Below are 25862 nucleotides of genomic sequence, written 5' to 3' on the forward strand. Positions count from 1 at the left end.
GTCTGGACGGTGCAAGAAAGGATGAGTGCGCCATGGTGGGGCGCAAGCGTTGGTGGGCACTGGCGGTGCTGGTCCTCCCGACACTGCTGATCAGCGTGGACATGACGGTCCTCGGCTTCGCGCTGCCGTATCTGAGCGAGGACCTCCGGCCGAGCGGCGCCGAACAGCTGTGGATCGTCGACATCTACTCGTTCGTGCTGGCCGGGCTGCTCGTGTTCATGGGCACGCTCGGTGACCGCATCGGGCGGCGGAAGCTGCTGCTCGCGGGCGCGGTCGCGTTCGGTGTCGCCTCGGTGCTCGCCGCGTTCTCGACCTCCCCGTTGATGCTCATCCTGGCCAGGGCGCTGCTGGGTGTCGGTGGTGCCACGCTGATGCCCTCGACGTTGTCGCTGCTGCGCGGCATCTTCACCGATGCCCGCGAGCGCCGGATCGCGATCGCGGTGTGGAGTTCCGCGTTCTCCGGCGGGATGGCGCTCGGCCCGGTCGTCGGCGGCTGGCTGCTCGGCCACTTCTGGTGGGGCTCGGTCTTCCTGATCAACGTGCCGGTGATGGTGCTGCTGCTGATCGCGGGCCCGTTCCTGCTGCCGGAGGCGCGGGATCCGAACCCGGGCCGGTTCGACCCGCTGTCGGCGGTCCTCTCGCTGGCCACGGTGCTGCCGGTGGTCTACGGCATCAAGGTCCTCGCGACCGAGGGTTTCTCGGTCGTCGCGGTGCTGGGCATCCTCGTCGGCGTCGGGTTCGGCGTGGTGTTCGTGCGGCGTCAGCGGGCTCTCGAATCGCCGATGATCGACCTCGCGCTGTTCGCGAACCCGCGTTTCACCGGGTCCGTGGCGACGAACCTGCTCGCCGTGTTCGCGCTGTCCGGGCTGCTGTTCCTCGTACCGCAGTACCTGCAGCTCGTGCTCGGTATGTCGCCGTTGGAGGCGGCGCTGTGGGTACTGCCGTCGAGCGTGGCCAGTGTCCTCGGGGCGATGGCCGCGGTGTGGTTCGCCAAGCGGTTCCGGGTGCCGGTGCTGGTCTCCGGCGGTCTGATCGTCGCCGCGCTCGGCTGCGTCGTGCTCGCCGCGGCCGGGGTGGGGTCCGGTCTGGTGGCGGTGGTGATCGGGTTCGTCGTGGTCGGCGGTGGTGTCGCGCTGGCAGACACGCTGACGAACGACATGGTCATCAGCGCGGCCCCGGCCGAACGAGCCGGCGCGGCCTCGGCGATCTCCGAGATGGGCTTCGAGCTCGGGGGCGCGCTCGGTACGGCGATCCTCGGCAGTGTCGCGGCGGCGGTGTACCGCGGCGGGCTGCCGGAGGGTACGCCGGAGGCGGCGCGCGAGACGCTCGGCGGCGCGGTCGCGACGGCCCAGCAGCTCCCCGCCGAGCAGGCGGGCGCGTTGCTGGGTACCGCAAGGGAGGCGTTCGTGAACGGACTGCACATCACCGCGCTGGCCGCCACGGCCGTGCTGGTCTATACGGGTGTTCAGGCGCTGATTCTGCTAAATCGGAAAAATAATTCCGCTGTGCGGACAGAATCGGGCTTACGATGAATCCATGAGCAACGACGCCCTCATCGCCCGGCTCCAGGAACAGATCGGCAAGGACGCGGTCCTCACCGACGCTGACGTGCTCGCCACCTACTCGCGGGACATGATGCCGCTCGCCTCGGCGGGCAAGCCCGTGGCGGTGGTCCTGCCGTCCGACACCGAGGGCGTGCAGGCCACCGTTCGCGCGTGCGCCGAGGCGGGAGTGCCGATCGTGCCGCGCGGCGCCGGAAGCGGGCTTTCCGGCGCCGCGAACGCCGTCGACGGCTGCGTCGTGCTGGTGCTGACGAAGCTCGACAAGGTCGTCGAGATCGACGCGGGCAACCGCCTCGCCGTGGTGCAGCCAGGCGTCGTGAACCTCGACTTCCGCTCCGCGGTCGAGAAGCACGGCCTGTTCTATCCGCCCGACCCGTCGAGCTACGACTGGTGCACCATCGGCGGCAACCTGGCCACCAACGCGGGCGGGCTGTGCTGCGTGAAGTACGGGGTGACCACGGATTCCGTGCTCGGTCTTGAGGTCGTGCTGGCGGACGGTTCGCTGCTCAAAACCGGCAGGCGCACGGTGAAGGGGGTCGCGGGATACGACCTGGCCCGGCTGTTCGTCGGTAGCGAGGGCACACTCGGCGTGATCACGCAGGCGACCGTCGCGCTCAAACCGCTCCCGCAGGCGCCCGCGACCCTGGTCGCCGGGTTCAGCACCACCGAGGCCGCGTGCGAGGTGGTCGCCCGCGCGGTGCGCGAAGGGCTCGTGCCGTCACTGCTGGAGATCATGGACGCGTCGTCGATCAAGGCGGCCGAGGCGTACCTGAAGACGGATCTCGGCGCGGGCTCGGACTGCCGGGCGCTGCTGCTCGCCCAGTCCGACTCGGGCGGCGAGGCGGCACGGCGCGAACTGGCCGTGCTGGAGCAGATCTGCACCGACTGCGGGGCCGACCTCGTCTACGCCACGGACGACCTCGAAGAGGGCAAGATGCTGCTCCAGGCGCGCCGGGTGGTGCTGACCGCGCTGGAGATGTACGGCGTGTGGCTGACCGACGACCTCTGTGTCCCGCGTACCCGGATCGCCGAGCTGATCCTGGGCTGCGAGCGGATCAGCGAGGAGGTCGGGCTGCGGATCGCCGTCGTCGGGCACGCCGGTGACGGGAACATGCACCCCACGATCGTCTACCAGCCCGACGACCCGGACGAGTTCGCCCGCGCGCGGAAGGCGTTCGACGCGATCCTTGAGGTCGTGCTCTCGCTGGGCGGCACGGTGACCGGTGAGCACGGCGTCGGCAAGATCAAGCGCGAGTGGCTGGAGCGCGAGATCGGGCCGGTCGGGCTGCGGGTACACCGCCAGATCAAGCAGGCGCTGGACCCGGACAACCTCTTCAACCCGGGCTCGATGTTCTCCCTCACCTGACGCCGCGGGCCCGGCACGTACGGGCCCCGTCCACTGTGGAGCCCGGCGGTCAGTCGCGGATGCGCGGAATCTGCTGGGTGATGTCGGGGTCCGCCGCCGCGGCCGCGGCGGCGGACTTCTTCTCGCGCCTGCTCTTCAGGTACTCGATGACGATCGGGACGACCGACACGAGCACGATCAGGACGAAGATCGCGTCGACGTTGTTGGCGATGAAGGAGATGTTGCCCAGCAGCGAACCGAGCACGGTGATCCCCGCGGCCCACAGGATGCCGCCGATGACCGTGTAGGTGAAGTAGCGCTTCGGGTCCATGCGGCCGATCCCGGCGATCCAGGTGATGAACGTCCGCACGAACGGCACGAACCGCGCCAGCACCACGGCCTTCGGGCCGTGCTTGTCGAGGAACGCGTGGGTCTTGTCCACGTACTCCTGTTTGAAGATCTTGGAGTCCGGCCGGTTGAACAGCTTCGGTCCCACGAAGTGCCCGATGTAGTAGCCGACGACGTTGCCGAGCAGCGCCGCCACCGTCACCAGGACGCACACCAGCCACAGCGGGGCGTCGAGGGTGCCGTTCGCGATGAACAGGCCCGCGGTGAACAGCAGCGAGTCACCGGGCAGCACCGGGAAGATGCTGCTCTCGACGAAGATGATCAGGCAGAGCACGGCGATCACCGGCGCCGCCAGCCCTTGCAGGAGGTGCTGCGGGTCCAGCCACGACGGCAGGAGGGACATGGTCGTCACTGTGCTCTGGGCGAGAATCACACCGAAAACGGTACAGGGTGACGCTGTGTGTCCTCACAGGAGGAACCGCAGGTAAGCGCCGTGTCAAACCAGCGTCAGCAGGCCGATCACCGAGCCGGCGGCGAGGCCGAGCAGCAGCGCCAGCAGCAGGATCCAGTGCACCGGCAGCGGTGCGCTGGCCGGAGCCGGTGCCGTGATGACCGTCCCGGGTTCGGCAGCGGCCGTCGGCTGGGGTTGCGGCTGGGACGGTGGTTGCGGCTGGGCCTGCTGGGGCGCGGTGCCCACCTCCATCGCGGCGCGTTCCAGGGAGTCCGCTCCCGCGCCGGACAGCAGGCCGTAGCGGGGTGGCAGCTCCCCTTCGGCCGGAGGCCGGGTGAACGAGGCCGACCCCGTCGCGGCGGCCTGCTCCGTGCTCTGCTCGCCGACGGGGGCCCGGTCAGCCTGCGGATGCGGCGCGAAGACGGCCTGCGCGCGCAGGGCGTCGGCCAGCAGCCGCTCCGGGTCCTTCGGCTCGCTCATCCTGCGTTCTCCCCGCGTCAGGCACGACCTTGAGTTCTCAGGTACTCAAGGTAGCCCGGCCCACCTCGGCGACCCACTCGCCCCGTCGCAGCACCTTCAGCGGGCGCAGGTCGTCGTCCAGCACGACCACGTCGGCGGCGAACCCGGTCCGCAGCGAACCGGTCCGGTTCGCGACGCCGAGCAGTTCGGCCGGCCGGGCGGAGGTCGCGCGGACGGCGTCGAGGACATGCAGCTTCGCGCCGAGCACCAGGTTCCGGAAGGCGTTGTCCATGGTCAGCGTGCTGCCCGCCAGCGAGCCGTTGTCGGCCAGCGTGGCGACGCCGTCGTGGACGTCGACTTCGAGCCTGCCGAGGGTGTACCGGCCGTCGGCGGCGTCGGTGGCCGACATCGCGTCGGTGATCAGCACCGTCCGGTCGCGGCCGGCGTGGCTGGCCGCGAGGTGGACCACGGTCGGGTGCAGGTGCACGAGATCGCAGATCAGCTCGATGGTGATGCGCTCGTCGTCGAGCAGGACGCCGACCGGTCCGGGCTCGCGGTGGTGCAGCGGGCGCATGCCGTTGAACAGGTGCGTCGCGACGGTGGCGCCCGCCTCGATGGCGGGCAGCAGCTGCTCCTCGACGCCGTCGGTGTGCCCGATCGCGGCGATCACCCCGGACTCGGCGAGCTGGCGGACGGCCTTGATGCCGCCGTGCAGCTCGGGCGCGAGCGTCACCATCCGGATCGCGCCCTGCCCGGCGCGCAGCAGCTTGTCCACGGTCCCGGTGTCCGGCTCCAGCAGCGCCAGCGGGTCGTGCGCGCCGCAGCGGGCCTTCGAGATGAACGGGCCTTCCAGATGGATCCCGGCGAGGTCGCCCTGTTCGACCAGCTCACGCAGCGCGGCGATCTGCTCACGCAGGATGTCGACGTGGTCGGAGACCAGGCTGGCGAGCATGGTCGTCGTCCCGTGCCGCCGGTGTGCCTGCACGGCGGTCTGTACCTCGTCCGGGGCGAGGGTGCTGAAGGACGCACCACCGCCACCGTGACAGTGCGTGTCGATGAAGCCGGGGACGACCAGCGCCCCGGCGACGTCGACGGCGGGGCCCTCCGGTGGGGTCCCCGAGCCCACCCCGGCGATCCGCCCGTCGGAGACGGCCAGCCAGCCGTCGTCGAGTACACGGTCCGGGGCGGCGACTCGGCCGCCCGTGATCACGAAATCTCCGGAGCCTCTCACGCGCCCCAGCATATATTGGTCTGGACCAAGCATGGTGCCGCAACTCAGTGATCGGTGTGGTCCAACTGGGCTCAGTGTGGGCTCTGCATCGCCTTTTGCAGTGCTTCCAGCGCCCGGCTGGCGGTCGATTTAACCGTACCTTTGGAGATCCCGGCGGCCTCGGAGATCTCCGCTTCGCTTAGACCACCGTAGTAGCGCAGCACCAGCACCTCGCGCTGCCGGGGCGGCAGTTTCGAGAGCGCGCTGACGACGGCCTGGTGTTCGCTCGAGAGCATTGCCAGGCTTTCGGCCGAGCGCGCGTTCACCGCGTGTGGCGGAACGTATTCGCGGGCGGTTTTCCTGCGGCGCAACACACTTCGTGAGCCGTTGACCACCGCGGTGCGCAGGTAGCCGACGGCGGCGGCCGCGTCCCGCAGCCGTCCCCAGTTGCGGTGCAGCCCGGTGAAGGCCTCCTGGACGACGTCCTCGGCGGTCGCCGGTTCGTCCACGAGCAGGATCGCCAGCCGGACCAGGCGCATCCGATGCTGCCGGTAGAGGTCTTCGAGATTCAGTGGCGCGGCCGGCTGCGGTGGGCCGGCGGGCCCGTCCAGCACGCGTAGGTGTCCGAGGGTCGCCTCGACACTGCGTTCCGCATTGCCTTCGAGCATGAATCCCTGCCTGTCTCGACCCCGACCGTGCCGCGATTCCGGCACCCTTACCCGCGCGGGTGCTGGCTGGTTGTGCCGTGGTGATTTCACAGCGTTCGCACAGCTCCCGGCGCACGACCAGCCTATCGGGTCGCCCCGCCTGTGCCACCGATCGGATGGTGGGACTGCCCTCATGGCCCTCGGTAACGTGTCGAGCGTCCCCCACATCGCCGACCCGGAGGTCACCATGGCCTGGTATCTCGTCGAGATCCGCTACGTGCAGGAGAAACTGGCGGAGGTGCGGCCGCGCCACCGCGAATTCCTGCAGGACCTCGCCGCGCAGGGCCGCGTCGCGATCGCGGGTCCGTTCGGCGACGGTACCGGCGGTCTCGTGCTGTACCAGGCCGACGACGAGGCGGCGCTGACCGCGCTGATCGATCAGGACCCGTATCACCTCGAAGGGGTGATCGTCGAGCGCACGGTGCGTGAGTTCAAGCCGCTCATCGGCGCCTGGGTCCCCGAGGCGGACTGAACGTCCGAAATGTACGGTTCGTGGCGGCGCGGCTACAGCTCCAGTGTCGCGTCGCCGCGGTCCACGCAGATCCGCACCGAGCCGCCGCCGGTGGCGGGCACCACACACGTCCCGCAGAACCCCTGACGGCACGAATACGGCACATCAGGCAAAACGTCGCGTACGACGTCGAGGGTGGACCGGTCCGCCGGCACGTCCAGCACCAGCCCGGACCGCCGCAGCTCGACCCGGAACGGCCGCCCGCCCACGATCGGCGGCGTGGAGAACCGCTCGAAGTACACCGCCGAGGCGCCGGTCGTCGCCAGGTCCACCCGGACGCCGGTGATCATCGGCGTCGGCCCGCAGCAGTACACCGACGCGCCGTCCGGAACCCCCTCCAGCAGCTCCGCGCCCGAGGCCGGGATCCCGTACTCGGTGTCCGGCCGGATCCAGACGCGCTCCCCGTCGTAGCCCGCCAGCTCGTCGAGGAACGGCATCGACGCGCGGGACCGTCCGGTGTAGACGAGCCGCCAGTCCGCCCCGAGCGCGTCGGCCCGGCGCACCATCGGCAGGATCGGGGTGATCCCGATCCCGCCCGCGACGAACAGGTAGTGCGGCGCGGTCACGAACGGGAAGGCGTTGCGGGGCCCGCGGCCGGTCACCTCGTCGCCCGCGCGCAGTGTGTGTGCCTCCGAGGACGCGGTGCCGATCCGCCGCACCGCGATCCGATAGGCCGTGCGGTCGCCGGGATCTCCGCACAGCGAGTACTGCCGCGTCGCGCCGGAAGGCAGCACGAGGTCGAGGTGCGCGCCCGGCCGCCAGGCGGGGAGCGGGCCGCCCGAGAGCGGGGCCAGGCGCAGGCTCACGACCTCGTCGGCTTCGGCGCGGGCGCGCTCGACCCGCAGCCTCAGGTTCCGGTCGACGGCGCGGACCGGGGCGCGGCGACGTCCGCTGAACTCGCTGAGCCGCCGGTACACCGCGGCCGCACCGGCCAAAAGGGACAGTGCGCGATCGGTGCCCGGCCCGCCGTCGAGCCGGTGCGGGAGGTTCACTTCGGCGCGTCGGCCGCCTGCGCGGCGGGCGAGCTCGCCAGGTACGCCACGGCCTGTTCGGTGTTGCCCGTCTCGGTCGGGTGATAGTCCCGGCGGAAGTAGGGCCGGATCTCGCGCAGCAGCTGCCGCCCGGTGGGCAGCAGGCCCTTCTTCGCCGCCCGGCGATAGGCGCGGAAACTCGCCTTCCCCGGCGACGCCGGGTCGTTGCGCATGAGGAACCTGGTGCCGCGCACGAAAATCCACAGCAGCGCCGGGGTCACCACCGCCATGCTCCGCACGCGCCGGGTGTAGCGCCGGTCGAGATGGCGGAACAGGTCGTAGGCGACGGACCGGTGTTCGACCTCTTCGGCGCCGTGCCAGCGCAGCAGGTCCAGCATCGTCGGATCCGCGCCCGCCGCGTCCAGTGCCTTCGCGTCCAGGACCCACTGGCCGAGGAACGCGGTGTAGTGCTCGATCGCGGCGATCACGCCGAGCCGCTCGACCAGCCATTCCTCGGCGGCCCTGCCGGTCAGGTCCCGGTCGCCGAGCAGCTTGCGGAACAGCCATTCCATCTGCGCGACGTAGGGTCGCACGGACAGCCCGGCGGCTTCGAGGTGCGCGGCGGCGCCGTCGTGTGCCTCGGCGTGCATCGCCTCCTGGCCGATGAAGCCGAGCACGTCCTCCTTGAGCCGCTCGTCGCGGATCAGCGGTACGGCCTGCTTGAACACCTCGACGAACCAGCGTTCGCCCTCGGGCAGCGCGATGTGCAGCACGTTGATCGTGTGGGTCGCCTGTGGCTCGCCGGGAATCCAGTGCATCGGCAGCGAAGCCCAGTCGAACCTGACGTCGCGCGCGTGCAGGACGATCTGTTCGTGCTCCTCGTGCGTGGCCGTCACCGAGCACGTCCGGACAGCTCGTAGTCGCTCGGGTCCACCTTCCGGGTCTCCAACCAGTAGCGCCAGGTGAACCCGGGCCAGATCGTGCGGTTGACGCCCTTCGCGTCCAGGTACCAGCTCTTGCAGCCGCCCTGCGTCCACACGCCCTTGACGAGCTTGTCCTGGATCTCGGCCTGGAACCGGTCCTGCACGCCGGGTCGGACGTTCAGCGCGGCGGCGTCGCGGGAGTCGGCGAGCTTGATCGCGTCGACCACGTACCGGGACTGCGATTCGATCATGAACACCACGGAGTTGTGGCCCAGCGCGGTGTTCGGGCCGAGCAGGAAGAACAGGTTCGGGAAACCGGAGACGGTGATGCCCTTGTGGGTCTCCAGCCCGTTGGTGGCCCAGGTCTTCGCGAGACTGCGGCCCTCGACACCGGTGATGTCGAGGTATTCCAGCGCGTCGGTGACGTGGAAACCGGTGCCGTAGATGATCGCGTCGACCTCGTGCTCGACCCCGGCGCCGTCGACGACGCTGTGCGCCTTCACCTCGCGTACCCCGCTCGTCACGACGTCCACATTGGACCGGTCGAGCGCCGGGTAGTAGTCGTTGGAGATGAGGACCCGCTTGCAGCCCATGGTGTAGTCCGGGGTGACCTTGCGGCGCAGCGCGGGATCCTTGATGCCCTTGGCGATGTTCCGCCGCGCGATGAGCTCGCCGGCCTTCATGATCGCCGGGTGGCCGTTGAACCCGATCGCGCGGGCTTCGAGCAGCCAGTAGAGCACGTTGCGGTAGGCGCGCTGGGTGCCGGGGACGCGGCGGAACAGCGTCTTCGCCCAGCCGGGCATCGCGTGGTCGGGTTTCGGCATGATCCACGGCGGCGTCCGCTGGAACAGCGTCAGCTCGCCGACCTCGGGCGCGATCTTCGGCACGAACTGGACGGCGCTGGCCCCGGTGCCGACGACCGCGACCTTCTTGCCCTTCAGGTCGTACTCGTGGTTCCACTGCGCGGAGTGCCACTTCTGGCCCTTGAACTTCTCGATCCCCGGCAGTTCCGGGATCTGCGGGATGTGCAGGCCGCCGACGCCGGAGACGAGGAACCGCGCGGAGAACTCCTGGCCGGACTTGGTCTCGACGGTCCAGCGCCGCTCGCCCTCGTCCCAGTGCGCCCCGGTGATCTCGATGCCGAAGCGGATCTTCTCGCGCAGCCGGTACTTGTCCGCGACGCCCTTGAGGTAGTCGAAGATCTCCGGCTGCGGCGAGAACGACCGCGACCAGTCGGGGTTCTGCTCGTAGGAGAAGGAGTACATGTGCGACTGCACGTCGCAGGCGCAGCCCGGGTACGAGTTGTCGCGCCAGGTGCCACCCACCTCGTCGGCCTTCTCCAGGATCACGTAGTCCCGGATCCCGGCCTTTTCGAGCTGGATCGCCTGGCCGAGCCCGGAAAACCCGGTGCCAACGATCACGACCTTGAAGCGTTCGGTCATCAGACGGCCTCCGCTGCGCTGGGGTGCTCCGCCTATGACGTTACCTCAAGTAACAGTTACTCGGAAGTACTCCCTACTGGTCAGTACTCGATCGCGGCGGCAGCCAGCTCGAGCAGCGTGTCGGGGGTGACCAGGGCGCCGTTCCATGTCGACGTCAGCCGCGAGATCCGGGCCTCGTCGTCCAGCTCCAGCGCGGTGATGCCGAAGCCGTCCGGACCGGTCCACTCGTAGCCGCCGCTCAGCACGTGCCGGACCTCGACGTCCGGGCCGGCGTACGGCAGCGGCTTCGCGGCCTTGGTGAGGAACGCGCCGATGCTCTGCTGGCCGATGACCTGCAGGTGGGCGGGCAGATCCTCGTACACCGCGTCGGGTGTGAAGCACTCCACCGCGGCCGGCGGGTTTCCGGCGCGGAGAGCCGAAGTGAGGTTCGTCACGGTCTGCTGGGCGGCCTCGGACGCGGCCACCCCGGCGCGCGCCTCGCCGTAGTCGGTGGGTGCCTCGGGCATTCGCAGCTTCTGGAAGCTTTCGACGCCGAAGTGCCGGCCGTCCCAGTAGTCGACCCAGCGGACGATCTTGCCGTCCCGCACGTCGACGGCGCCGGCGAGGCGGATTTCCTTCGGGCCGAACATCCCGGCGGCGTCGGTGAAGAACACGATCGCGCTGTTCTCGTCGCCGATTACGCGGGTCGGGTACGACGCCGAGACGGGCGGCCAGTTCGGCATGTTCTGCGCGAAGGCGTCGTACACCTCCTGCCAGGAGTGCATGGCCCAGCCGAGCGTGGCGTCGAGGTAGGTGGTGCCGGCGCGGGAGAAGTAGTCCATCGTCCGGTCGAGGTCCAGGTTGCTTTTGTCGCGGAAGTACTCCGTCAGCAGTGCGTGCATACCCTCGATCCTGGGCGGGTACGCGTGCCGGTGCGCTGGTCGTTCGGCCGGTTCGTGCCTGGCCGAAAGAACGTACGCTGGGGGGATGGAGCCCGCGCTTGGCCTCGCGGTGCGGGTCGCGCAGCAGCCGGGGCCGGAAACGCTCGACCGCCTGTCCGAGGTCCTTGGCGAGTACCTGCCGCACCGGATGGCTGCCCACCTGGCGATCTACTGCACGGCGACGCCGGTGCGGGCCGTCGGCGAGCCGGACCTCGCCGCGGCCGTCACCGGGGCGGAACTCGGTGCGTTGCTCGGGTGTGTCACGGCCGGAAAGCCTTGGCAGGGCACAGTTCGGATTGCCGGTGGAGAGTTCCCCGTGTTGGCCGTGGCGAGTGACCGGGCGCCGAGCGGGGCGCTGGTGGTGTTCGTCCGGCCGGACGCCGAGCCGCTGCCGGAGGAAACCGTCGAGCTGGTCCAGGCGTTGTGGGACTTGGCGACGATGATCCAGTACCAGCTCACGCTCACCTCCCAGCCGGAGGTGCTCGCCCGCGCGCGGGCCATCGCGCAGGCGAGCGAAACCGCGGTGGCCGAGCTGAGCGAGGCGCACGCGGCGGCGATGGCCGGGTTGCTCGGCGTGCTGCGCAGCCGCCAGGTCGACGACGCAACCGCTCGCGCGTCGGCCATCGACCTCGCGTTGAACGCCCTGGAGGACCTGAGGGCCGACGCCGAGCGCCGCAGGACTTCCGGCGGAGAGGAACCGCTGGGACGGGCGTTCCAGCGGCTCGCCGGATCACTGCGGCCGCTGTTGCGGCACGGGCCGGTCGAGCTGGAGCTGGACCCACCCGGTGAAAGTGAGTTCGTGCCGTCCGACATCGCGCATGCTGCCCGGGTCACCACCCGCGCCGTGGTGCTCGCGGTCCTGGAGCAGGACAAGGTCCGGCGGATCCGGGTCGGCTGGCAGCTGCGGGAAGGCGAACTGGTCGTGCTGGTCCGCGACGACGGTCCCGGCGAACTCCGCGACCGGATCGACCTCGGGCACCTCGCCGAACGCGTCCGCGCCCAACGCGGGCGGTTCGAGGTCGACGCCACCCCCGGCTGGGGACTCACGGTCCGCGCGAACCTGCCGCTTGCGCCGCGGGTCCCCCGGCATCCGGCGGCCGGGCTCGGTGCGCGGGAGGCCGAGGTGCTGCAACGGATCGCGCTCGGCCACCGCAACCGTGAGATCGCCGCGGAACTGCGGATCAGCGAGTCCACGGTGAAATTCCACGTCGCGAACATCCTGGCCAAGCTCGGCGTCGGCTCCCGTACCGAGGCGGCGGCCGTCTTCCACGCCTCGGTGACGGGCTAGTAGACGCCGCTGCCGAGCTTCGTGTGGTCCCAGCTCGCGGTCTTGGTCGGCCGCAGGACCAGGCCGATCCGCTTCGGGGCCTGGCCGCCGATGAACGCCGTCAGCTCGTCGGGGACGGGGTCGCCGGGCTTGGCGCCCGCGTAACGCTGCATCAGCGCGATCCCCATCCGGGTGACCTCGGCGGTGTCCTCGACGATCTCGACGTCGGCCTCGAAGGAGACGCCGCGCAGCCGCTCGTACGAGTCGCCGTCCTCGACGAGCACGGTCGCCTGCGCCAGCCGATAGAGGTTCTTCGCCTTCTGGGAGGTGCGGTACGTCCAGGTCGCGACGCCGTCCTCGTGCGGGTAGTACCACAGCGGCGCCAGGTGGGGGCGGCCGTTCGGGCCGATGCTGGCGACGTTGATGACCTTCTGTCCGGCGAGGTATTCGCGGACTTCGTCGGACGTCATACGGATCTGATCGCGACGGGACACGGGCGGCCTCCGGAGATTGTTGTCAGTGGGTCAACTGTCTCCCGGAAGGGCCGCCCGTGTCGAGATCAAGACCGTTTCGTCGCGGCCCGTCCGCCGTGTCCGGTGACCGACGCTTCGTACGCGCCGCGCTGTTTCACGTCCTCCAGTGCGGCCTTGTCCGCCGACGGGACGCGGCTGCGGGAGCCGATCTCGATGATCGGCGGCAGGAACGAGCGAAGCAGCTTGAGTCCGCCGACCCAGCGGGGTACGTGGATCGTCCTGGCGCGCTTGAGAATGCCCGCTTCGAGGTTGTCGAGCGCCACGTTCAGCGGATACGTCTTGCCGATCAGGCCGGGCATGCTCGCGCGGAGCTTGCCGAAGACCGGGTGCGCGTCGGCGCTTTCCACGAGGTCGGTACGGATCCAGGTCGGATGCGCGACCCCGACCCTGACACCGAGATGCGCGACCTCGGCGCGGAGGCTGTTCGAGAACGCCTCCACGCCCGCCTTCGCGGCGGCGTAGTTCGCCATGCCGGGCGCGTGTGTGATCGCGGCGAGCGAGGAGATGGCGAGCAGGTAGCCGCGGCGCTCGACGACGTGCGGCAGCGTGACCCGGAACGTGCGCCAGACACCGAGCAGGTCGACCTCGATCACCTTCTCGAACGCGGCCGGGTCCACCGAGCGCACGAAACCGGCGGTCGCGATCCCGGCGTTGGCGATGACGACGTCGATCCCGCCGAAGCGCTCGACGACCCCGGCGGTGGCCTTTTCCAGCGCGGCCCAGTCGGTGACGTCGGCCTCCCACGCGTGCGCGTTCGGGCCGATCCGCTCGGCGACCTTGCGCTGTTCCTCGGCTTCGAGACCGACGAGGGCGACCTTCGCCCCGCGCGCGGCGAGGCGTTCGGCGAGTCCGGCGCCGATGCCGCGGGCGGCCCCGGTGATCAAGACGACCTTGCCGTCCACCTTTTTCGGACCGCTGAGCAGCGAAAAGGGATTGGCCACGATGCCTCCTCGATGACTGTTCCGGCACCGTACCTCAACCTACCCCGAGTAAGCTACTAGAAAGTAAGTTAGCGGACCGGGCAGAAATCCGGCCCGGCCGGTGTTGGCCAGGGACATGGGTATCGAACTGGGCAGGATCGGCATCTGGCGGCACGAGTTCTCCCCCGAACTCGCCGTCGAACTGGAGAAACTGGGCTACGGCGCGCTGTGGATCGGCGCGTCGCCCTCGGGGGACCTGGCGGCGGTCGAGCGGCTGCTCGACGCGACCGACCGGATCGCGCTCGCGACCGGGATCGTCAACATCTGGAAGGACGACGCCGAGACGGTGGCCGCGTCCTACCGGCGGATCGCGGCCAAGCACCCGGACCGCTTCCTGCTCGGCGTCGGCGCGGGCCACCGCGAGCACACGCAGGAGTTCACCAAGCCCTACACCGCGCTGGTCGACTACCTCGACGCGCTGGACAAGGGCGGGGTCCCGGTCGAGGCGCGGGCGCTGGCGGCGCTCGGCCCCAAGGTGCTCAAGCTGGCCGGGGACCGCACCGCGGGCGCGCATCCCTACCTGACCACGCCGGAGCACACCCGGCAGGCGCGGGAGATCCTCGGCGAGGGCCCGCTGCTGGCGCCGGAGCACAAGGTCGTACTGGAGACCGATCCGGCCAAGGGACGCGAGATCGGGCGCGCGACCGTGCAGTTCTACCTCGGTCTTTCCAACTACACCGCCAATCTGCGCAAGCTCGGCTTCACCGACGAGGACCTCGCCGGCGAGGGCAGTGACCGGCTGGTCGACGCGCTCGCCCTGCACGGCGACGCCGAGACGATCGCCGCCGGGATCCGGGCCCACCTCGACGCGGGCGCCGACCACGTGACGGTCCAGGTACTCGGCGAGGACCCGCTGCCTGGCTATCGCGCGCTCGCCGAAGTCCTGCTCTGACGTTCCGTGAATGCCACATTGAGGGATTCTGACTCCCTCAATGTGGCATTCACGGACCGGGACCGGAAGCCCCGTGATGGCGGGATTACGCGACTCGGGGCGCCTTCGGTGGAAGTTTCCGTCGAATGGCGGGAGTTTCCTTGAGCTCGACCTTACTTGAGGGGCCACCCTGGTTCGTGATCTTGAACCTGGGAGGAACCCATGACCGGTAACTACGTCGGATCGATCCTCGCCGCGCTCGCCGTCGAGCCGGACACCGTGGCGTGCGTCCAGCCGGACGGCACCGAGGTGCGCCGGGGCGAGCTGGCCACGCTCGTGCACCGGATGGCGAGGGGGCTCGCCGATCGCGGCGTCGGGCCGGGCTCGACGGTGACGACGCTGTCCGCGAACCGGGCCGAGGTGCTCGCCGCGCGGTACGCGGTGAGCCTGCTCGGTGCCCGCGTCGTCGGCCTGTACGAAGGAGTCGCGGCCGCGGTGCAGGCCGCCATTGTGTCCGATGTGGACACCGACGTGCTGCTCGTCGACCCGGATCTCGCCGTCCGCGCCAAGGAACTCGGCGAACTCACGTCGGTACCGCTGACGCTGACCCTCGACGAACTGCCCGCCGCGGACGCGACCCCGCTGACGCCGTGCCCGGTCGGCGACGACGACCTGTTCTGCATCCGGCACACCGGCGGCACCACCGGGCACCCCAAGGGAATCCCGTGGAGCTTCCGCACCCACGCCGGGATCGTCGAGTTCATGAGCGTGCTCGTCCACCCGGACACCGTTCAGCTCGTCTGCACCACACTCGCGCACATCGCCGGAATGAGCGCCGACGCGGTACTCCTCGCCGGCGGGAAGCTGGTGCTGCTCGCGCGGTTCGACACGGCCAAGGTGCTCGCCAGGGTCGAGCGGTACCGGGTCACCGACCTGATCGTGCTGCCGCCGCTGCTCTACGCGCTGATGGATCACCCGGCGGTCGACGAGCACGACCTGTCCAGCCTGCGGCGGGTCAACTACGGCGGCTGCCCGGCTTCGCCGGAGCGGATCAGGGCCGCGATGGAGCGGTTCGGGCCGGTCCTGATCCAGGCCTACGGCACGAACGAAGCGGGCGTGATCGCGCGGCTGAGCGCGGAGGAACACCAGCGGCCCGAACTGATCGAGACCGCGGGGCGCCCGCTGCCCGGTGTCGAGGTGGCGATCCGGGACGAGCGGGGCCGGGATCTTCCTGCCGGGGAACGCGGCGAGGTCTGCGTGCGCTCCGCGGTCGGCGCGACGCGGTACTGGCGCAACCCGGAGCTGACCGCCCAGGTGTTCCGCGACGGCTGGGTGCACACCGGCGACGTCGGCTTCCTCGACGAGGAGGGCTACCTGCACCTGTCCGGGCGGATCAAGGACATGATCATCGTGGTCGGCGGCCACGCGTACCCCGCCGAACTCGAGGACGTGCTGCTCGGCTACGACGCCGTCGCCGAGGTCGCGGTCTTCGGCGTGCCCGACGAGGACCGGCTCGAACGCATCCACGTCGCGGCGCGGCCCGCGCCCGGCCGGACGATCACGCTCGACGAGGTCCGGGAGTTCGTCACCGCGCGGATGGGGGCGATGTACGCGCCGCACGCGCTGCGCCTGGTCGACGAGATTCCGCTGACCGACATCGGCAAGCCCGACCTGAAGCTGCTGCGCGCCGCCGCGGGATGATGTGGGCGAGGCCATGGGACCGGTGTGTCGTGCCGGTCCACCTCGTACGATGCGCCCGAGAGCCAAGCCGTTCCGAGGAGGAAACCGATGCCCATCGCCACCCCCGAGGTCTACGCGGAGATGCTGGACCGGGCCAAGGCGAACGAGTTCGCCTACCCGGCCATCAACGTGACCTCGTCGGAAACCCTGAACGCCGCGATCCGCGGGTTCGCCGAGGCGGAGAGCGACGGCATCATCCAGTTCTCCACCGGTGGCGCCGAATTCGCGTCCGGGCAGAAGGTCAAGGACATGGTCACCGGCTCGGTCGCGCTGGCCGAGTTCGCGCAGGTCGTCGCCGCCAAGTACGACGTCAACGTCGCCCTGCACACCGACCACTGCCCGAAGGACAAGCTGGACGGCTTCGTCCGGCCGCTGATCGAGATCTCCGCGGAGCGGGTCAAGAACGGTCAGCACCCGCTGTTCCAGTCGCACATGTGGGACGGTTCGGCGATCGACCTTGACGAGAACCTGCAGATCGCGCAGGAGCTGCTGGCCAAGGCCGCCGCCGCGAACATCATCCTCGAGGTCGAGATCGGCGTCGTCGGCGGCGAGGAGGACGGCGTCGCGCACGACATCAACGAGAAGCTGTACACCGCCGAGGGCGACTTCCTGAAGACGATCGACGCGCTCGGCTCCGGGGAGAACGGCCGCTACCTGCTGGCCGCGACCTTCGGCAACGTGCACGGCGTCTACAAGCCGGGCAACGTCAAGCTGCGCCCGGACGTGCTCAAGGGCGGCCAGGAGGCGGCGGCGAAGAAGCTCGGCCTCGCGGCCGGCTCGAAGCCATTCGAGCTGGTGTTCCACGGCGGTTCGGGCTCGCTGCCGGAGGAGATCCGGGAGGCGGTGTCCTACGGCGTGGTGAAGATGAACGTCGACACCGACACGCAGTACGCGTTCACTCGCCCGATCGCGGATCACTTCTTCAAGAACTACGACGGCGTGCTGAAGATCGACGGCGAGGTCGGCAACAAGAAGGTCTACGACCCGCGCAGCTACCTCAAGGCCGCGGAGGCCGGCATGGCCGCCCGCGTCGTCGAGGCCGCGCAGTCACTGGGCTCGGCGGGCAACAAGCTCAAGTAAGGCACAAAGCCTCTGAAGGCCACCATGAGGGACTTGAACGCCCTCATGGTGGCCTTCAGCGCATGCGGGTCAGGAAGCGGCGATCCGGGCCTTGCGTGTGGCCGACCAGCGGGTGAGCGGGACCGCGGCGGCCCACAGCGCGAAGACGCCGACGAGCGCGGCCCCGGCCGTCCAGTACGCGAACGGCGGCGCCGACTCGGTGTGCGCGTCGCCGAGGAGCCACGGCCGGAACTGCGTCTGGAGCCACAGCGCGCCGTAGCCGAACGCGGTGACCAGCAGGGCGCCGATCGCCGCGGTGGACAGGACGTGCTCGCGGCCGATCCGGTAGGCGAGGTCGATCGCGAGACCGACCGCGAGCAGGTAGAACGGCACGGTCGAGACGGGGAAGCCCATGCCGAGCAGCAGTGGCCACATCACCGCGCGGTAGACCACGTACGCGGCGGCGACGGTCGTCGCGGCCCAGCGCGTCCCGACGGTCTTGCGGGCGAGCGCGAGGATCAGCGCCATCACGGCGATGCCCCACAGCGGGTAGACCCACTCCGGGATCGGCATGGTGAAGTGCAGGACCGCCGTCCGGTCGACGGGGTGGCCGATCTGGTTCGCGGCGAAGTCCAGCAGCGTCGGCTCGGCCTCCGGTGTCCCGCGTTCCCAGGCTCGCAGCCCGAGGATGCCGTACTCCTGCTGGCCGTTGGGGAAGAACGTGTTCTCCAGGAAGAACGCCCACAGCGCGAGCAGCACGCCGGTGCGGAACCGTCCGGGCGCGGCCAGCCTGAGCCAGCCGAGGAGCACTCCGGCCTGCATGATGCCGGTGCCCAGGTAGAGCATCATGTGCGAGGGGCTCCACGCGGTCAGGTCGAGGCCGTTGACGCGGTGGTTGATGACGTCGAGCGGCGCGGCGACCAGGAACACGACGAGCCCGATCTGCATCAGCCGCAGCGAACGTTTGTCGCAGCCCATGCCGGTGTAGCTGTGGATCGCCACCAGCACCAGGATGATCACGGTGCCGACGGTGTTGATCAGGTGCGGCGGGGCGAGGTCGTCGCGCAGCCACATGAAGTGCCACGACATGTCCCACGACGAGCCGAGCAGCTTGAAGGCGAACGCGGCCAGCCACATCCCGTAGCAGAAGCGCAGCACCCAGTCCGGCGTCGGCGTGCCCGGCGCGCCGCGGTGCCAGTGCCGCTGGAAGAACAGCTTCGTCTTCCCGATGGGGCCGCGGGGAACGACGTCGGGCTCGAGTGCCCCGGTGACGTCTCCTGCCTTCGTCATGCCGGACATCATCCCTGCTCGCCGGGACGACCGGGCGGAAAACGTGGCGGACGCCGCGAAAACCAGGGTTCACCCGTAGGGGTGGCGGATTTGCCACCGGCGTGGTCGGCGCGGCATGGTGTCCGGCCATGATGCCCAAACGTGTTGTCGCCGCGGTGGTCATCGCCGCGCTCGTGCTCGCCGGTGGCGGCGTGCTCGGGAGTCTCTTCTTCTAGGCCGGTGGTGTGCTGGGCAGAATGGCGGGCATGACGCACGCCAACCTGCTCGGCCCCGAGCCGACGCATCTGCCCGAGCACACCGCCGCACAGGCCGCGCTGGCCGCCGGGACCGATCCGGCGACCGTCGCCGCGGAGCACCCGTACTTCAGCGAGGCGTGGGCCTCGCTTGCGGAGAAGGCGCTGGACGCGGACGACGCCGTCGCCGCTTACGCCTACGCCCGCACCGGATACCACCGCGGCCTCGACCAGCTGCGCCGCGCCGGCTGGAAGGGCTTCGGCCCGGTGCCGTGGGCGCACCGCCCGAACCAGGGCTTCCTGCGCGCGCTGGCGGCGCTGGCCCGCGCCGCGGGCAAGATCGGCGAGAACGAGGAATACGACCGCTGCCGCCAGTTCCTCACCGACTCCGACCCGGCCGCCGCCGAAGCTACCGGCCTCGCCTGACCTCCCGGCGCCGCCTCGTATCCCCGGGGTATCCCCCGCCCTCTCCGGGGGGCGACCCCAGCAACATTCTATCGCCGGTGTACGACGGGACCCCGGAAACGGGGCTGCGATACGAAAGTTGTCCACAACCGCGATTTGGCTGTGGACAATCATTCTTCGCGCGCTGGACGCAGTGGTCAGGACGCTCTGAAGGCCACCATGAGGGCGTTCAAGTCCCTCATGGTGGCCTTCAGAGCCTTTCGAGTCTTCGGAGCAGGGTCAAGCCACGGCGGCGAGTGTCGCCACCGAGCCGACCACGCGATTGCGTCCGCCGTGTTTGGCGGCGTAGACAGCCGCGTCGGCGGACGCCATCACCTCCTCCACACTGGACCCGTCGAGCGGATACGACGCGACGCCGATCGACGCCGTCTGGCGTTCGATCGCCACCGTTTCGCCCTCGTTGGTCCTGGTGTCGATGACGAGCTCGCTGACCCGGCGCCGGATCCGCTCGGCCGTCACGATGGCGTCCTCTTTGGACGTCGCGGGCAGGAGCGCGACGAACTCCTCGCCGCCGAACCGGCCGACGAGGTCGTGCGCCCTGGTCTCGGCCTTCACCGCGGCGGCGACCGCCTTCAGGACGTCGTCGCCGGCGAGGTGGCCGTAGGTGTCGTTGATGCGCTTGAAGTGGTCGAGGTCGATCATCAGCGCGCCGAAACCGCCCCCCTCGCGCTCGGCGCGGGAGATCTCGCGCTGCGCACCGTCCTGCCAGGTCGCGGCGTTGAGCAGCTGCGTCTTCTGGTCGGTGGTCGCCAGCTCTTCCAGCCGCTTGACCAGCATGGAACGTTGCAACACGTACAGCGGCAGGATCACCAGCACCGACAGCAGCGGCTCGTTCTGCAGCACCATCACCAGCAGGCCGCCGACGCACAAAGTGGACAGTTCGAGCAGGTTGTCGTCCATGCCGCCGAGGCACGACTCCGCCGTCGCCGATCCGGGGTCGGCGAGGTAGAGCCCGAGGCCGGTGAGCACGGTGTTGACGACGAAGAAGGCGATCGCGGCGGCACAGACAATCGTGACCCCGTCGCCGACGGGCAGAAATTCCCCCACGAGCCCGGCGGTGACCCCGGACAGGATCATGGTCGTGGCGTTGGCCACGACGCGGTGCGGCTGCGCGGGGCGCGTGCCCTGCCAGCTGCGGAGTGCCATGTAGACGTACAGGACCACGCCGAGCGCGGCCACGAGATGGGCGGGGAGCAGCAGACCGCCGGGGAGCAGCCACACCGAGGTCATGTTGACGTGGGGGCCGTTGCTCAGGATGCGACGCTGACGCTCGATGCGGCGGGTCACCTCGGACTGTGCCACCGCGAGCGCGGCCAGCAGGGCGAAGAGCCAGACGTGCCGCCAGGTGACTGGCGTCGTCAGGGTGCTGATGGCGGTCCAGACCAGTGTCACGGCCAGCGCGCTCAGCGTCGCCACGATCCAGTGGCGCGGCCGCGACCACAACGCCCAGTCGGCAACACCAGAAATCAATCGTTGTCCAGTGTGTTCCCCCGATGTGACCATTTTTCCCCCAACCCCTTGCGCGGATGTCTGTTACAAAGCCCTCACGGACAGTTTCAGCCCGTTCGCCGCCTGTCCACAAGGGCTTTGGGTGTGTACTTTTTTCCCTGAAGTCGGAGGAAGGGTGGCCAGCGATGCGCGGCAAAGACCAGTGACCGTAGGCGCACCGCAGCGGTCGCGCAGGTAGAGCCTCACGCGCGGGGTACGTCAGGCGTGCTCGGCGCGTGCGGCTTCTTCATCGAGCCAGCGGTCCGGCTCCGAGTGAAGGGCCCGCCACCACACGAGCGCCAGCGGCACCGTCAGCGCGATGCCGGCGACCCCGAAGATGCCCACGGTCGTCTGCGCGCTGACCTGGTCCGCGAGGATACCGCCGAGCAACGGGCTGATGCCCATCATCGTGGTCAGACCGGTGTTGGACAGGCCCATCGCCTGTGCCCGGTGCTCGTCCGGCACCGCGAGCGTCAGTGACGCCGTGGCCTGCAGCAACGCCACCGTCCCGAAGCCGCCGGACACGATGAACAACACGATCGACGCGACCGGGCCCGGCTGCAGGAAACAGAGCAACAGGGGAACCGCGGTGAGCGCGGACAGCGGCCCGATGAGCTTGGGGCGGATCCCGGCGGGCACCCAGCGGGTGTAGACGAAGGTGAAGATGACGCTGCCGATCGGGTCGGCGGCGAGCAGCAGGCCGATCACCTGGGGACCGCCGCCTGAGGACGCGACGTATGGCGCCGCGATCCCCTCGTACACCGGCAGCAGCCCCATCAGCCAGGTGAAGATCACCAGCGTGCGCAGGGCGGGGTTGGCGAACGCGATCCGTCCGCCCGCGCCGAGGCTCGCGAAGAACGACTTGCGCTTCTCGGTGCTCGGCGCCGCGGCGGGCCGCGCGCGGACGCCGAACCGGACGAACGCCGCGGACAGCACGAACGTCACCGCGTCCAGCACGAGCGCGAGCCGGGGGTCGAGGGTGGTGAGCAGTGCGCCGCCGCCGGCGAAGCCGAGCAGCTGCGCCGACTGCACGGTCATGCTGCGGATGCCCATGCCCACCACGAACCGGTCGCCCTCGAGCACCTGGGGCAGCAGCGCCAGCTGGGAGGCCTTGAACGGCGGGTTGAGCAGGGAAACCGCGCCGACCAGCACGCACATCACCCAGAAGGGCGCCCCCGGGATCGCGACCAGCAGGATCAGCGCCGCTCGCATCAGGTCGACGGCGACCATGACGGTGCGGCGCGGGAAACGGTCGGCGAGGCCGGTGAGGAAGACGCCGCCGAGCAGCGAAGGCGCGTACGTCAGGGCGTAGGTGAGGCCGGTGAGCGTCGCGGAGTTCGTGCCGGTGAACACCAGGACCGACAGCGCCACCCTGGCGAGCTGGTCGCCCGCGATGGACAGCAGCTCCCCGAACCACAGTGCGCGGAATTCGGGAACGCCGAAGACCTCACGAAATGTGACCCGGGCCGACGGTGGTGCCATACGTTCTTCTCCCCGGCTTCGTGTGCAGACCGTACTGCACCGGTGACCAGGCGGAGACCCATGGGGCCCGTGGTCACCGCCTCGTCACGATAAGTGAGTTGCCGGGGTCAGTGTCTCGTGCGGAGTTGGTGAATCTCTAGGTTCTTTCGCCGGTATCTCGCCTGCTCCACGAAGTTTTGATCGAGGTCGTTCGGGAATCGTGACCAAGATCCCCTTGCTCAGCCGTCGACGGCGAGTGCGGCCGGTGCGGGCGTGTGGGTGGTTGCCGGTGCGGCGTCGCGCTTCGCGACCTCTTCCCGGACGATCGGGATGACGTGGCGGCCGAAGTCGATCGTGTCGCCGAGCATGTCGTAGCCGCGGGCGGAGAAGATGTCGACGCCGAGGTCGTAGTAGTCCAGCAATGCCTGTGCGACCGTTTCCGGCGTCCCGACGAGCGCGTTGGAGTTCCCCGCGCCGCCGGTGGCCGCCGCGGTCGGCGTCCACAGCGCGCGATCGAACCGCTCACCGCGTTCGGCGATTTCGAGCAGCCGCTGGGAGCCGGTGTTCTCCGGATCGGTCAGCCGGTGGCGCCGGGTCAGCGGCTGACCGCCCGCGGTGCGCTCCTTGATCGCGCCGACCGTGCGGTACGCCTTCTCCCACGCGAGTTCCTCGGTGGGCGCGATGATCGGGCGGAACGCGACCTGGATGCGCGGGACGTCCGTGCGGCCCGCCGCCTTCGCCGCCTTGACGACGGCTTCGATCTGCTCGGCCGTCTGGGCGAGCGGCTCCCCCCCCCCACAGGCAGTAGATGTCGGCTTCGGCGCCACCCGCGGCGTAGGCGGCGGGCGACGAACCGCCGAACGACACGCCCGGCCTCGGCTGCTGAACCGGGCGGATGTCGCTGACGAAGTCGGCGAAGCGGTAGTACTCGCCTTCGTGGTCGAAAGGCTCCGACGAGGTCCACGCCCGCTTGACGATCCGGATGTACTCGCGGGTGCGGTCGTAGCGCTGGTCCTTGGTCAGGTAGTCGCCCTCGCGCTGTTGCTCGTGGTCGTTACCGCCGGTGATGAAGTGCACGGTGAGGCGGCCGTCGGAGATCTGGTCGAGGCTGGCGAACGTCTTCGCCGCGAAGGTCGGGTACGAGACGTTCGGCCGATGCGCGAGCAGGATCTGCAGGGTGTCGAGCTTCGTCGCGACATACGCGGCGGCCTGCGCCGGATCGGGCGAACCCGAGCCGTAGGCGAACAACACCCGGTCCCAGCCGAAGTCCTCGTGCGCGCGGGCCAGCCGCAGTGTGTAGTCCCTGTCGAAGACACCGCCGGACCGCGCGTGTGTCTCCGAACCGTCGTGCGTTCCCCCGATGCCCAGGAATTCGACCGGCATGCCGCCACCTTCGCTCGTCGTTGTTTCCACGGCTACGCCCCGGATGGCCGTGGCGGCAAGGAAATCCACCGGGTGTCCGCACTGTGGGAAGACTCCGCCCCGGCGCGTACCGGGCGTAGCTTCGGTTTCGTGGCCGAAGATCCGCCGTTCACCCTCGCCGTCGTGGGCGCCGGACCGCGTGGGGTCGGTGTCCTCGAAAGAATCTCCGCGAACGCTCCGGAGTTGCTCTCCGGACGGCTCGTCGTGCACCTGATCGACCCGTTCCCACCGGGGCCCGGCCGGGTGTGGCGCTACGAGCAGTCCCCGTTGCTGCGCATGAATTCGATGCCCGAGGACGTCACGGTCTTCACCGACGATTCGGTGCGTGTCGACGGGCCGATCCGGCCGGGCCCTTCCCTGATCGAGTGGGTGCGCCAGGTGCGTGACGGCACGCTCGACGCGCATGTGCCCGCCGACGTCCGGCCCGAGCTGGAAGCGTTGTCCGGCACGGACTTCCCGACGCGGCGGCTGCAAAGCGCCTACCTGGACTGGTTCTACCGGAAGGTACGCGCCGAACTGCCCGACGGCATCGAAGTGGTCGAGCACCGCGCGCACGCGGTGCGGGTCGAGGACGGTATTCCCCAGCGTGTCTGGCTCGCCGGTGCCGACGAGCCCGTGCGCGCCGACGCGGTGCTGTTCACCGTCGGCCACATCGACGCCGAGCCGGACGAGCGGGAGAGCGAACTCGCCGGTTTCGCCACCCGGCACGGGCTGGCGTATTACCCGGCCGGGTACACCGCCGACGTCGACTACTCGGCCGTGCCCGCCGGGGAACCGGTGCTGGTGCGCGGGTTCGGGCTCGCCTTCGTGGATCTCATGCTGCTGCTGACCGAGGGCCGCGGCGGCCGGTTCGAAGAGCTGACCTGCGGCGGGCTGCGTTATCACCCGAGCGGCGCCGAACCGCGCCTGCACGTCGGCTCGCGGCGTGGCGTGCCCTACCACGCGAAGATCGGCTACCGGTTGCGAGGAAAACCCTTGCGGTTGCCCAGGTTCTTCGACGACTACGCGATCAGGAAGCTGTGCGAGACGCCCGGGCCGGTGCGCTTTCGCGAGGACGTCTGGCCGCTGATCGCGAAGGAGATCGCCTGGGGGTACTACAGCGAGCTGTTCACCGGGCACCCGGAGCGGGTCCGGCTCGACTTCGCGGTGTTCGCCGACGCCTTCGCCGACGCGTCGTGGGACTCCGAAACGATGCGGGCGCTGATCGCCCGCGCCGTGCCCGGCGAGCAGGACCGTCTCGATCTGTCCGCTTTGGACCGTCCGCTCGCCGGACGCCGGTCCGGGACGGCGGAGGAGTTCGCCAAGGAGTTGCGGGAGTACGTCGAGGCGGATCTCTCCCGGCGTGCCGACGCTGAGTTCAGCGCCGACCTCGGCGCGTTCATGGCGTTGCTTTCGGTGTACGGTCAGCTGGCCGGCCTCGTCGCCACCGGTAGGCTCGACGCGGAGTCTCAGGTGTCCGAAATGGACGGCTGGTTCCACGGTTTCTTCTCCTACTTCGCCAGCGGGCCGCCCCCACGACGGCTGGAGGAACTGCTCGCGCTGCACGAAGCCGGGCTGGTGTCCTTCGTCGGCGCGGAGATGCGGGTACGCGCGGACGCCGAAGCCGGGGTGTTCACCGCCTCGGGTGCGAGCTTTCCCGGCGAGGTGACCGCGCGGACCCTGATCGAAGCGCGGCTGCCGGACGCCGGGATCGGGCGCGCGTCGGACGTGCTGCTGCGCCGGCTGCGTGATTCCGGTGAGCTGACCGAAGAGTCCATTGTGGATTCCACGACCGGTGATCGGCTGGCCTCGGGCCGGATTCACACGCGGGTGAGCGACGCGCGGATGCTGGACGCCGTGGGCGATCCCCGCCCGCGCTGGTTCGCGGTCGGACCACACACCAGCGCGCGGTCGGCCGCGGCGTTCACCCGGCCCCGGACCAACGCGGCGTCCTTCCGGCAAAACGACGCGACGGCCCGCGAAATCCTGCGGCTGACCGGCGAGCGTTGAGACGGGTGTCGCGAACGGGCCGTTCGGGACGTGGGCACTGCGGAAGGGAATCGGCGCAGGTACGCCCCGAACGACGCGTACGCGACGTCCCGGCACCCCGCTCCGTGAATGCCACATTGAAGGACTCAGAGTCCCTCAATGTGGCATTCACGGACGCTCGCAACGGGTGTTGAGGTTGTCCACAGGGGTTGTCCACAGGGGCCCCCAGTTGTGGA

Annotated in this window: 22 protein-coding genes and 1 pseudogene; 9 read left to right on the top strand and 14 right to left on the bottom strand. The window is 69.8% G+C overall.

Going from position 1 to position 25862, the window contains the following annotated elements:
- Positions 1–32: 32 nt before the first annotated feature.
- Both ABD987_RS20065 and ABD987_RS20070 read left to right on the top strand, forming a co-directional pair.
- Entirely contained in the window at positions 33–1532 is a 1500-nt protein-coding gene (locus ABD987_RS20065; RefSeq protein WP_345395435.1) for an MFS transporter, read from the top strand.
- Between the two features lie 4 nt (positions 1533–1536).
- Positions 1537–2928 (top strand): FAD-binding oxidoreductase, encoded by a 1392-nt coding sequence (locus ABD987_RS20070; RefSeq protein ID WP_345395438.1) that lies wholly within the window; start codon positions 1537–1539, stop codon positions 2926–2928.
- A gap of 49 nt (positions 2929–2977) precedes the next feature.
- Here the strand turns inward: ABD987_RS20070 and ABD987_RS20075 are convergent, their stop codons facing one another.
- The 4 genes from ABD987_RS20075 to ABD987_RS20090 all read right to left on the bottom strand — a co-directional run bounded on the left by ABD987_RS20075 (position 2978) and on the right by ABD987_RS20090 (position 6043).
- Positions 2978–3688: a DedA family protein gene (locus ABD987_RS20075; protein WP_345395441.1), complete on the bottom strand. Its 711-nt coding sequence runs from the start codon at positions 3686–3688 to the stop codon at positions 2978–2980.
- A gap of 63 nt (positions 3689–3751) precedes the next feature.
- Positions 3752–4186: a hypothetical protein gene (locus ABD987_RS20080; RefSeq protein ID WP_345395444.1), complete on the bottom strand. Its 435-nt coding sequence runs from the start codon at positions 4184–4186 to the stop codon at positions 3752–3754.
- A 37-nt stretch (positions 4187–4223) separates the two neighbouring features.
- Positions 4224–5375, bottom strand: coding sequence for an N-acetylglucosamine-6-phosphate deacetylase (nagA, locus tag ABD987_RS20085; RefSeq protein ID WP_345396196.1), 1152 nt, complete (start codon positions 5373–5375; stop codon positions 4224–4226).
- A gap of 92 nt (positions 5376–5467) precedes the next feature.
- Positions 5468–6043, bottom strand: a complete 576-nt coding sequence (locus ABD987_RS20090; RefSeq protein ID WP_345395447.1) for a SigE family RNA polymerase sigma factor — start codon at positions 6041–6043, stop codon at positions 5468–5470.
- 226 nt (positions 6044–6269) lie between these two features.
- Between ABD987_RS20090 and ABD987_RS20095 the strand changes: the two genes are divergently transcribed.
- Positions 6270–6554 (top strand): YciI family protein, encoded by a 285-nt coding sequence (locus ABD987_RS20095; RefSeq protein ID WP_345396199.1) that lies wholly within the window; start codon positions 6270–6272, stop codon positions 6552–6554.
- Positions 6555–6586: 32 nt separating this feature from the next.
- Here the strand turns inward: ABD987_RS20095 and ABD987_RS20100 are convergent, their stop codons facing one another.
- The 4 genes from ABD987_RS20100 to ABD987_RS20115 form a co-directional block, all read right to left on the bottom strand.
- Positions 6587–7585 carry a PDR/VanB family oxidoreductase gene (locus tag ABD987_RS20100; protein ID WP_378214187.1) on the bottom strand — a complete coding sequence of 333 codons (999 nt, stop codon included), beginning with the start codon at positions 7583–7585 and terminating at the stop codon, positions 6587–6589.
- Entirely contained in the window at positions 7582–8460 is an 879-nt protein-coding gene (locus ABD987_RS20105; protein ID WP_345395450.1) for a metal-dependent hydrolase, read from the bottom strand. The genes ABD987_RS20100 and ABD987_RS20105 overlap by 4 nt, the downstream gene beginning before the upstream one ends.
- The gene (locus ABD987_RS20110; RefSeq protein WP_345395453.1) at positions 8457–9929 is read right to left on the bottom strand and encodes a flavin-containing monooxygenase; all 1473 of its coding nucleotides are present in this window, start codon (positions 9927–9929) and stop codon (positions 8457–8459) included. Before ABD987_RS20110 ends, ABD987_RS20105 begins: the two co-directional genes overlap by 4 nt.
- Positions 9930–10009: 80 nt before the next feature.
- Positions 10010–10810, bottom strand: coding sequence for a nuclear transport factor 2 family protein (locus ABD987_RS20115; protein ID WP_345395456.1), 801 nt, complete (start codon positions 10808–10810; stop codon positions 10010–10012).
- 85 nt (positions 10811–10895) lie between these two features.
- Here ABD987_RS20115 and ABD987_RS20120 point away from each other — a divergent pair, with 85 nt between their 5' ends.
- On the top strand, positions 10896–12137 hold the full coding sequence (locus ABD987_RS20120) for a LuxR C-terminal-related transcriptional regulator (RefSeq protein ID WP_345395459.1): 1242 nt from the start codon (positions 10896–10898) through the stop codon (positions 12135–12137).
- Here the strand turns inward: ABD987_RS20120 and ABD987_RS20125 are convergent.
- A complete protein-coding gene (locus ABD987_RS20125) occupies positions 12134–12610 on the bottom strand; it encodes a pyridoxamine 5'-phosphate oxidase family protein (protein WP_345395462.1) in 477 nt (158 codons plus the stop codon). The genes ABD987_RS20120 and ABD987_RS20125 overlap by 4 nt on opposite strands.
- Positions 12611–12675: 65 nt before the next feature.
- Positions 12676–13590, bottom strand: coding sequence for an SDR family oxidoreductase (locus tag ABD987_RS20130; RefSeq protein ID WP_345395465.1), 915 nt, complete (start codon positions 13588–13590; stop codon positions 12676–12678).
- Positions 13591–13705: 115 nt separating this feature from the next.
- Here ABD987_RS20130 and ABD987_RS20135 point away from each other — a divergent pair, with 115 nt between their 5' ends.
- The 3 genes from ABD987_RS20135 (at position 13706) to fbaA (ending at position 17320) form a co-directional block, all read left to right on the top strand.
- Positions 13706–14521, top strand: a complete 816-nt coding sequence (locus ABD987_RS20135) for an LLM class F420-dependent oxidoreductase (RefSeq protein ID WP_345395468.1) — start codon at positions 13706–13708, stop codon at positions 14519–14521.
- A 201-nt stretch (positions 14522–14722) separates the two neighbouring features.
- A complete protein-coding gene (locus ABD987_RS20140; RefSeq protein ID WP_345395470.1) occupies positions 14723–16201 on the top strand; it encodes an AMP-binding protein in 1479 nt (492 codons plus the stop codon).
- 87 nt (positions 16202–16288) lie between these two features.
- Entirely contained in the window at positions 16289–17320 is a 1032-nt protein-coding gene (fbaA, locus tag ABD987_RS20145; protein WP_345395472.1) for a class II fructose-bisphosphate aldolase, read from the top strand.
- A gap of 69 nt (positions 17321–17389) precedes the next feature.
- Here fbaA and ABD987_RS20150 read toward each other — a convergent pair whose 3' ends face one another.
- On the bottom strand, positions 17390–18589 hold the full coding sequence (locus tag ABD987_RS20150; RefSeq protein ID WP_345395475.1) for a hypothetical protein: 1200 nt from the start codon (positions 18587–18589) through the stop codon (positions 17390–17392).
- Between the two features lie 245 nt (positions 18590–18834).
- Between ABD987_RS20150 and ABD987_RS20155 the strand changes: the two genes are divergently transcribed.
- Positions 18835–19248: a DUF3151 domain-containing protein gene (locus ABD987_RS20155; protein ID WP_345395478.1), complete on the top strand. Its 414-nt coding sequence runs from the start codon at positions 18835–18837 to the stop codon at positions 19246–19248.
- Positions 19249–19506: 258 nt separating this feature from the next.
- Here the strand turns inward: ABD987_RS20155 and ABD987_RS20160 are convergent, their stop codons facing one another.
- The 3 genes and pseudogenes from ABD987_RS20160 to ABD987_RS20170 all read right to left on the bottom strand — a co-directional run bounded on the left by ABD987_RS20160 (position 19507) and on the right by ABD987_RS20170 (position 23619).
- Complete coding sequence (locus tag ABD987_RS20160; RefSeq protein WP_345396205.1) at positions 19507–20673, bottom strand: GGDEF domain-containing protein; 1167 nt, start codon at positions 20671–20673, stop codon at positions 19507–19509.
- A 321-nt stretch (positions 20674–20994) separates the two neighbouring features.
- Positions 20995–22257, bottom strand: a complete 1263-nt coding sequence (locus ABD987_RS20165) for an MFS transporter (RefSeq protein ID WP_345395481.1) — start codon at positions 22255–22257, stop codon at positions 20995–20997.
- 218 nt (positions 22258–22475) lie between these two features.
- A pseudogene (locus ABD987_RS20170) lies at positions 22476–23619 on the bottom strand (LLM class flavin-dependent oxidoreductase).
- Positions 23620–23748: 129 nt separating this feature from the next.
- Between ABD987_RS20170 and ABD987_RS20175 the strand changes: the two are divergent.
- Entirely contained in the window at positions 23749–25647 is a 1899-nt protein-coding gene (locus ABD987_RS20175; protein ID WP_345395484.1) for an FAD/NAD(P)-binding protein, read from the top strand.
- Positions 25648–25862: the final 215 nt, after the last annotated feature.

Source organism: Amycolatopsis samaneae, assembly GCF_039541975.1.
Lineage (GTDB): Bacteria > Actinomycetota > Actinomycetes > Mycobacteriales > Pseudonocardiaceae > Amycolatopsis > Amycolatopsis samaneae.

What these genes read in the sequence shown, in the direction of transcription:
- ABD987_RS20155 (WP_345395478.1), top strand. Translation starts at nt 18,835, where the DNA reads ATGACGCACGCCAACCTGCTCGGCCCCGAGCCGACGCATCTGCCCGAG.
- fbaA (WP_345395472.1), top strand. Translation starts at nt 16,289, where the DNA reads ATGCCCATCGCCACCCCCGAGGTCTACGCGGAGATGCTGGACCGGGCC.
- ABD987_RS20080 (WP_345395444.1), bottom strand. Translation starts at nt 4,186, where the DNA reads ATGAGCGAGCCGAAGGACCCGGAGCGGCTGCTGGCCGACGCCCTGCGC.
- ABD987_RS20120 (WP_345395459.1), top strand. Translation starts at nt 10,896, where the DNA reads ATGGAGCCCGCGCTTGGCCTCGCGGTGCGGGTCGCGCAGCAGCCGGGG.
- ABD987_RS20090 (WP_345395447.1), bottom strand. Translation starts at nt 6,043, where the DNA reads ATGCTCGAAGGCAATGCGGAACGCAGTGTCGAGGCGACCCTCGGACAC.
- ABD987_RS20110 (WP_345395453.1), bottom strand. Translation starts at nt 9,929, where the DNA reads ATGACCGAACGCTTCAAGGTCGTGATCGTTGGCACCGGGTTTTCCGGG.
- ABD987_RS20165 (WP_345395481.1), bottom strand. Translation starts at nt 22,257, where the DNA reads ATGGCACCACCGTCGGCCCGGGTCACATTTCGTGAGGTCTTCGGCGTT.
- ABD987_RS20140 (WP_345395470.1), top strand. Translation starts at nt 14,723, where the DNA reads ATGACCGGTAACTACGTCGGATCGATCCTCGCCGCGCTCGCCGTCGAG.
- ABD987_RS20095 (WP_345396199.1), top strand. Translation starts at nt 6,270, where the DNA reads ATGGCCTGGTATCTCGTCGAGATCCGCTACGTGCAGGAGAAACTGGCG.
- ABD987_RS20150 (WP_345395475.1), bottom strand. Translation starts at nt 18,589, where the DNA reads ATGACGAAGGCAGGAGACGTCACCGGGGCACTCGAGCCCGACGTCGTT.
- ABD987_RS20070 (WP_345395438.1), top strand. Translation starts at nt 1,537, where the DNA reads ATGAGCAACGACGCCCTCATCGCCCGGCTCCAGGAACAGATCGGCAAG.
- ABD987_RS20135 (WP_345395468.1), top strand. Translation starts at nt 13,706, where the DNA reads ATGGGTATCGAACTGGGCAGGATCGGCATCTGGCGGCACGAGTTCTCC.
- ABD987_RS20065 (WP_345395435.1), top strand. Translation starts at nt 33, where the DNA reads ATGGTGGGGCGCAAGCGTTGGTGGGCACTGGCGGTGCTGGTCCTCCCG.
- ABD987_RS20115 (WP_345395456.1), bottom strand. Translation starts at nt 10,810, where the DNA reads ATGCACGCACTGCTGACGGAGTACTTCCGCGACAAAAGCAACCTGGAC.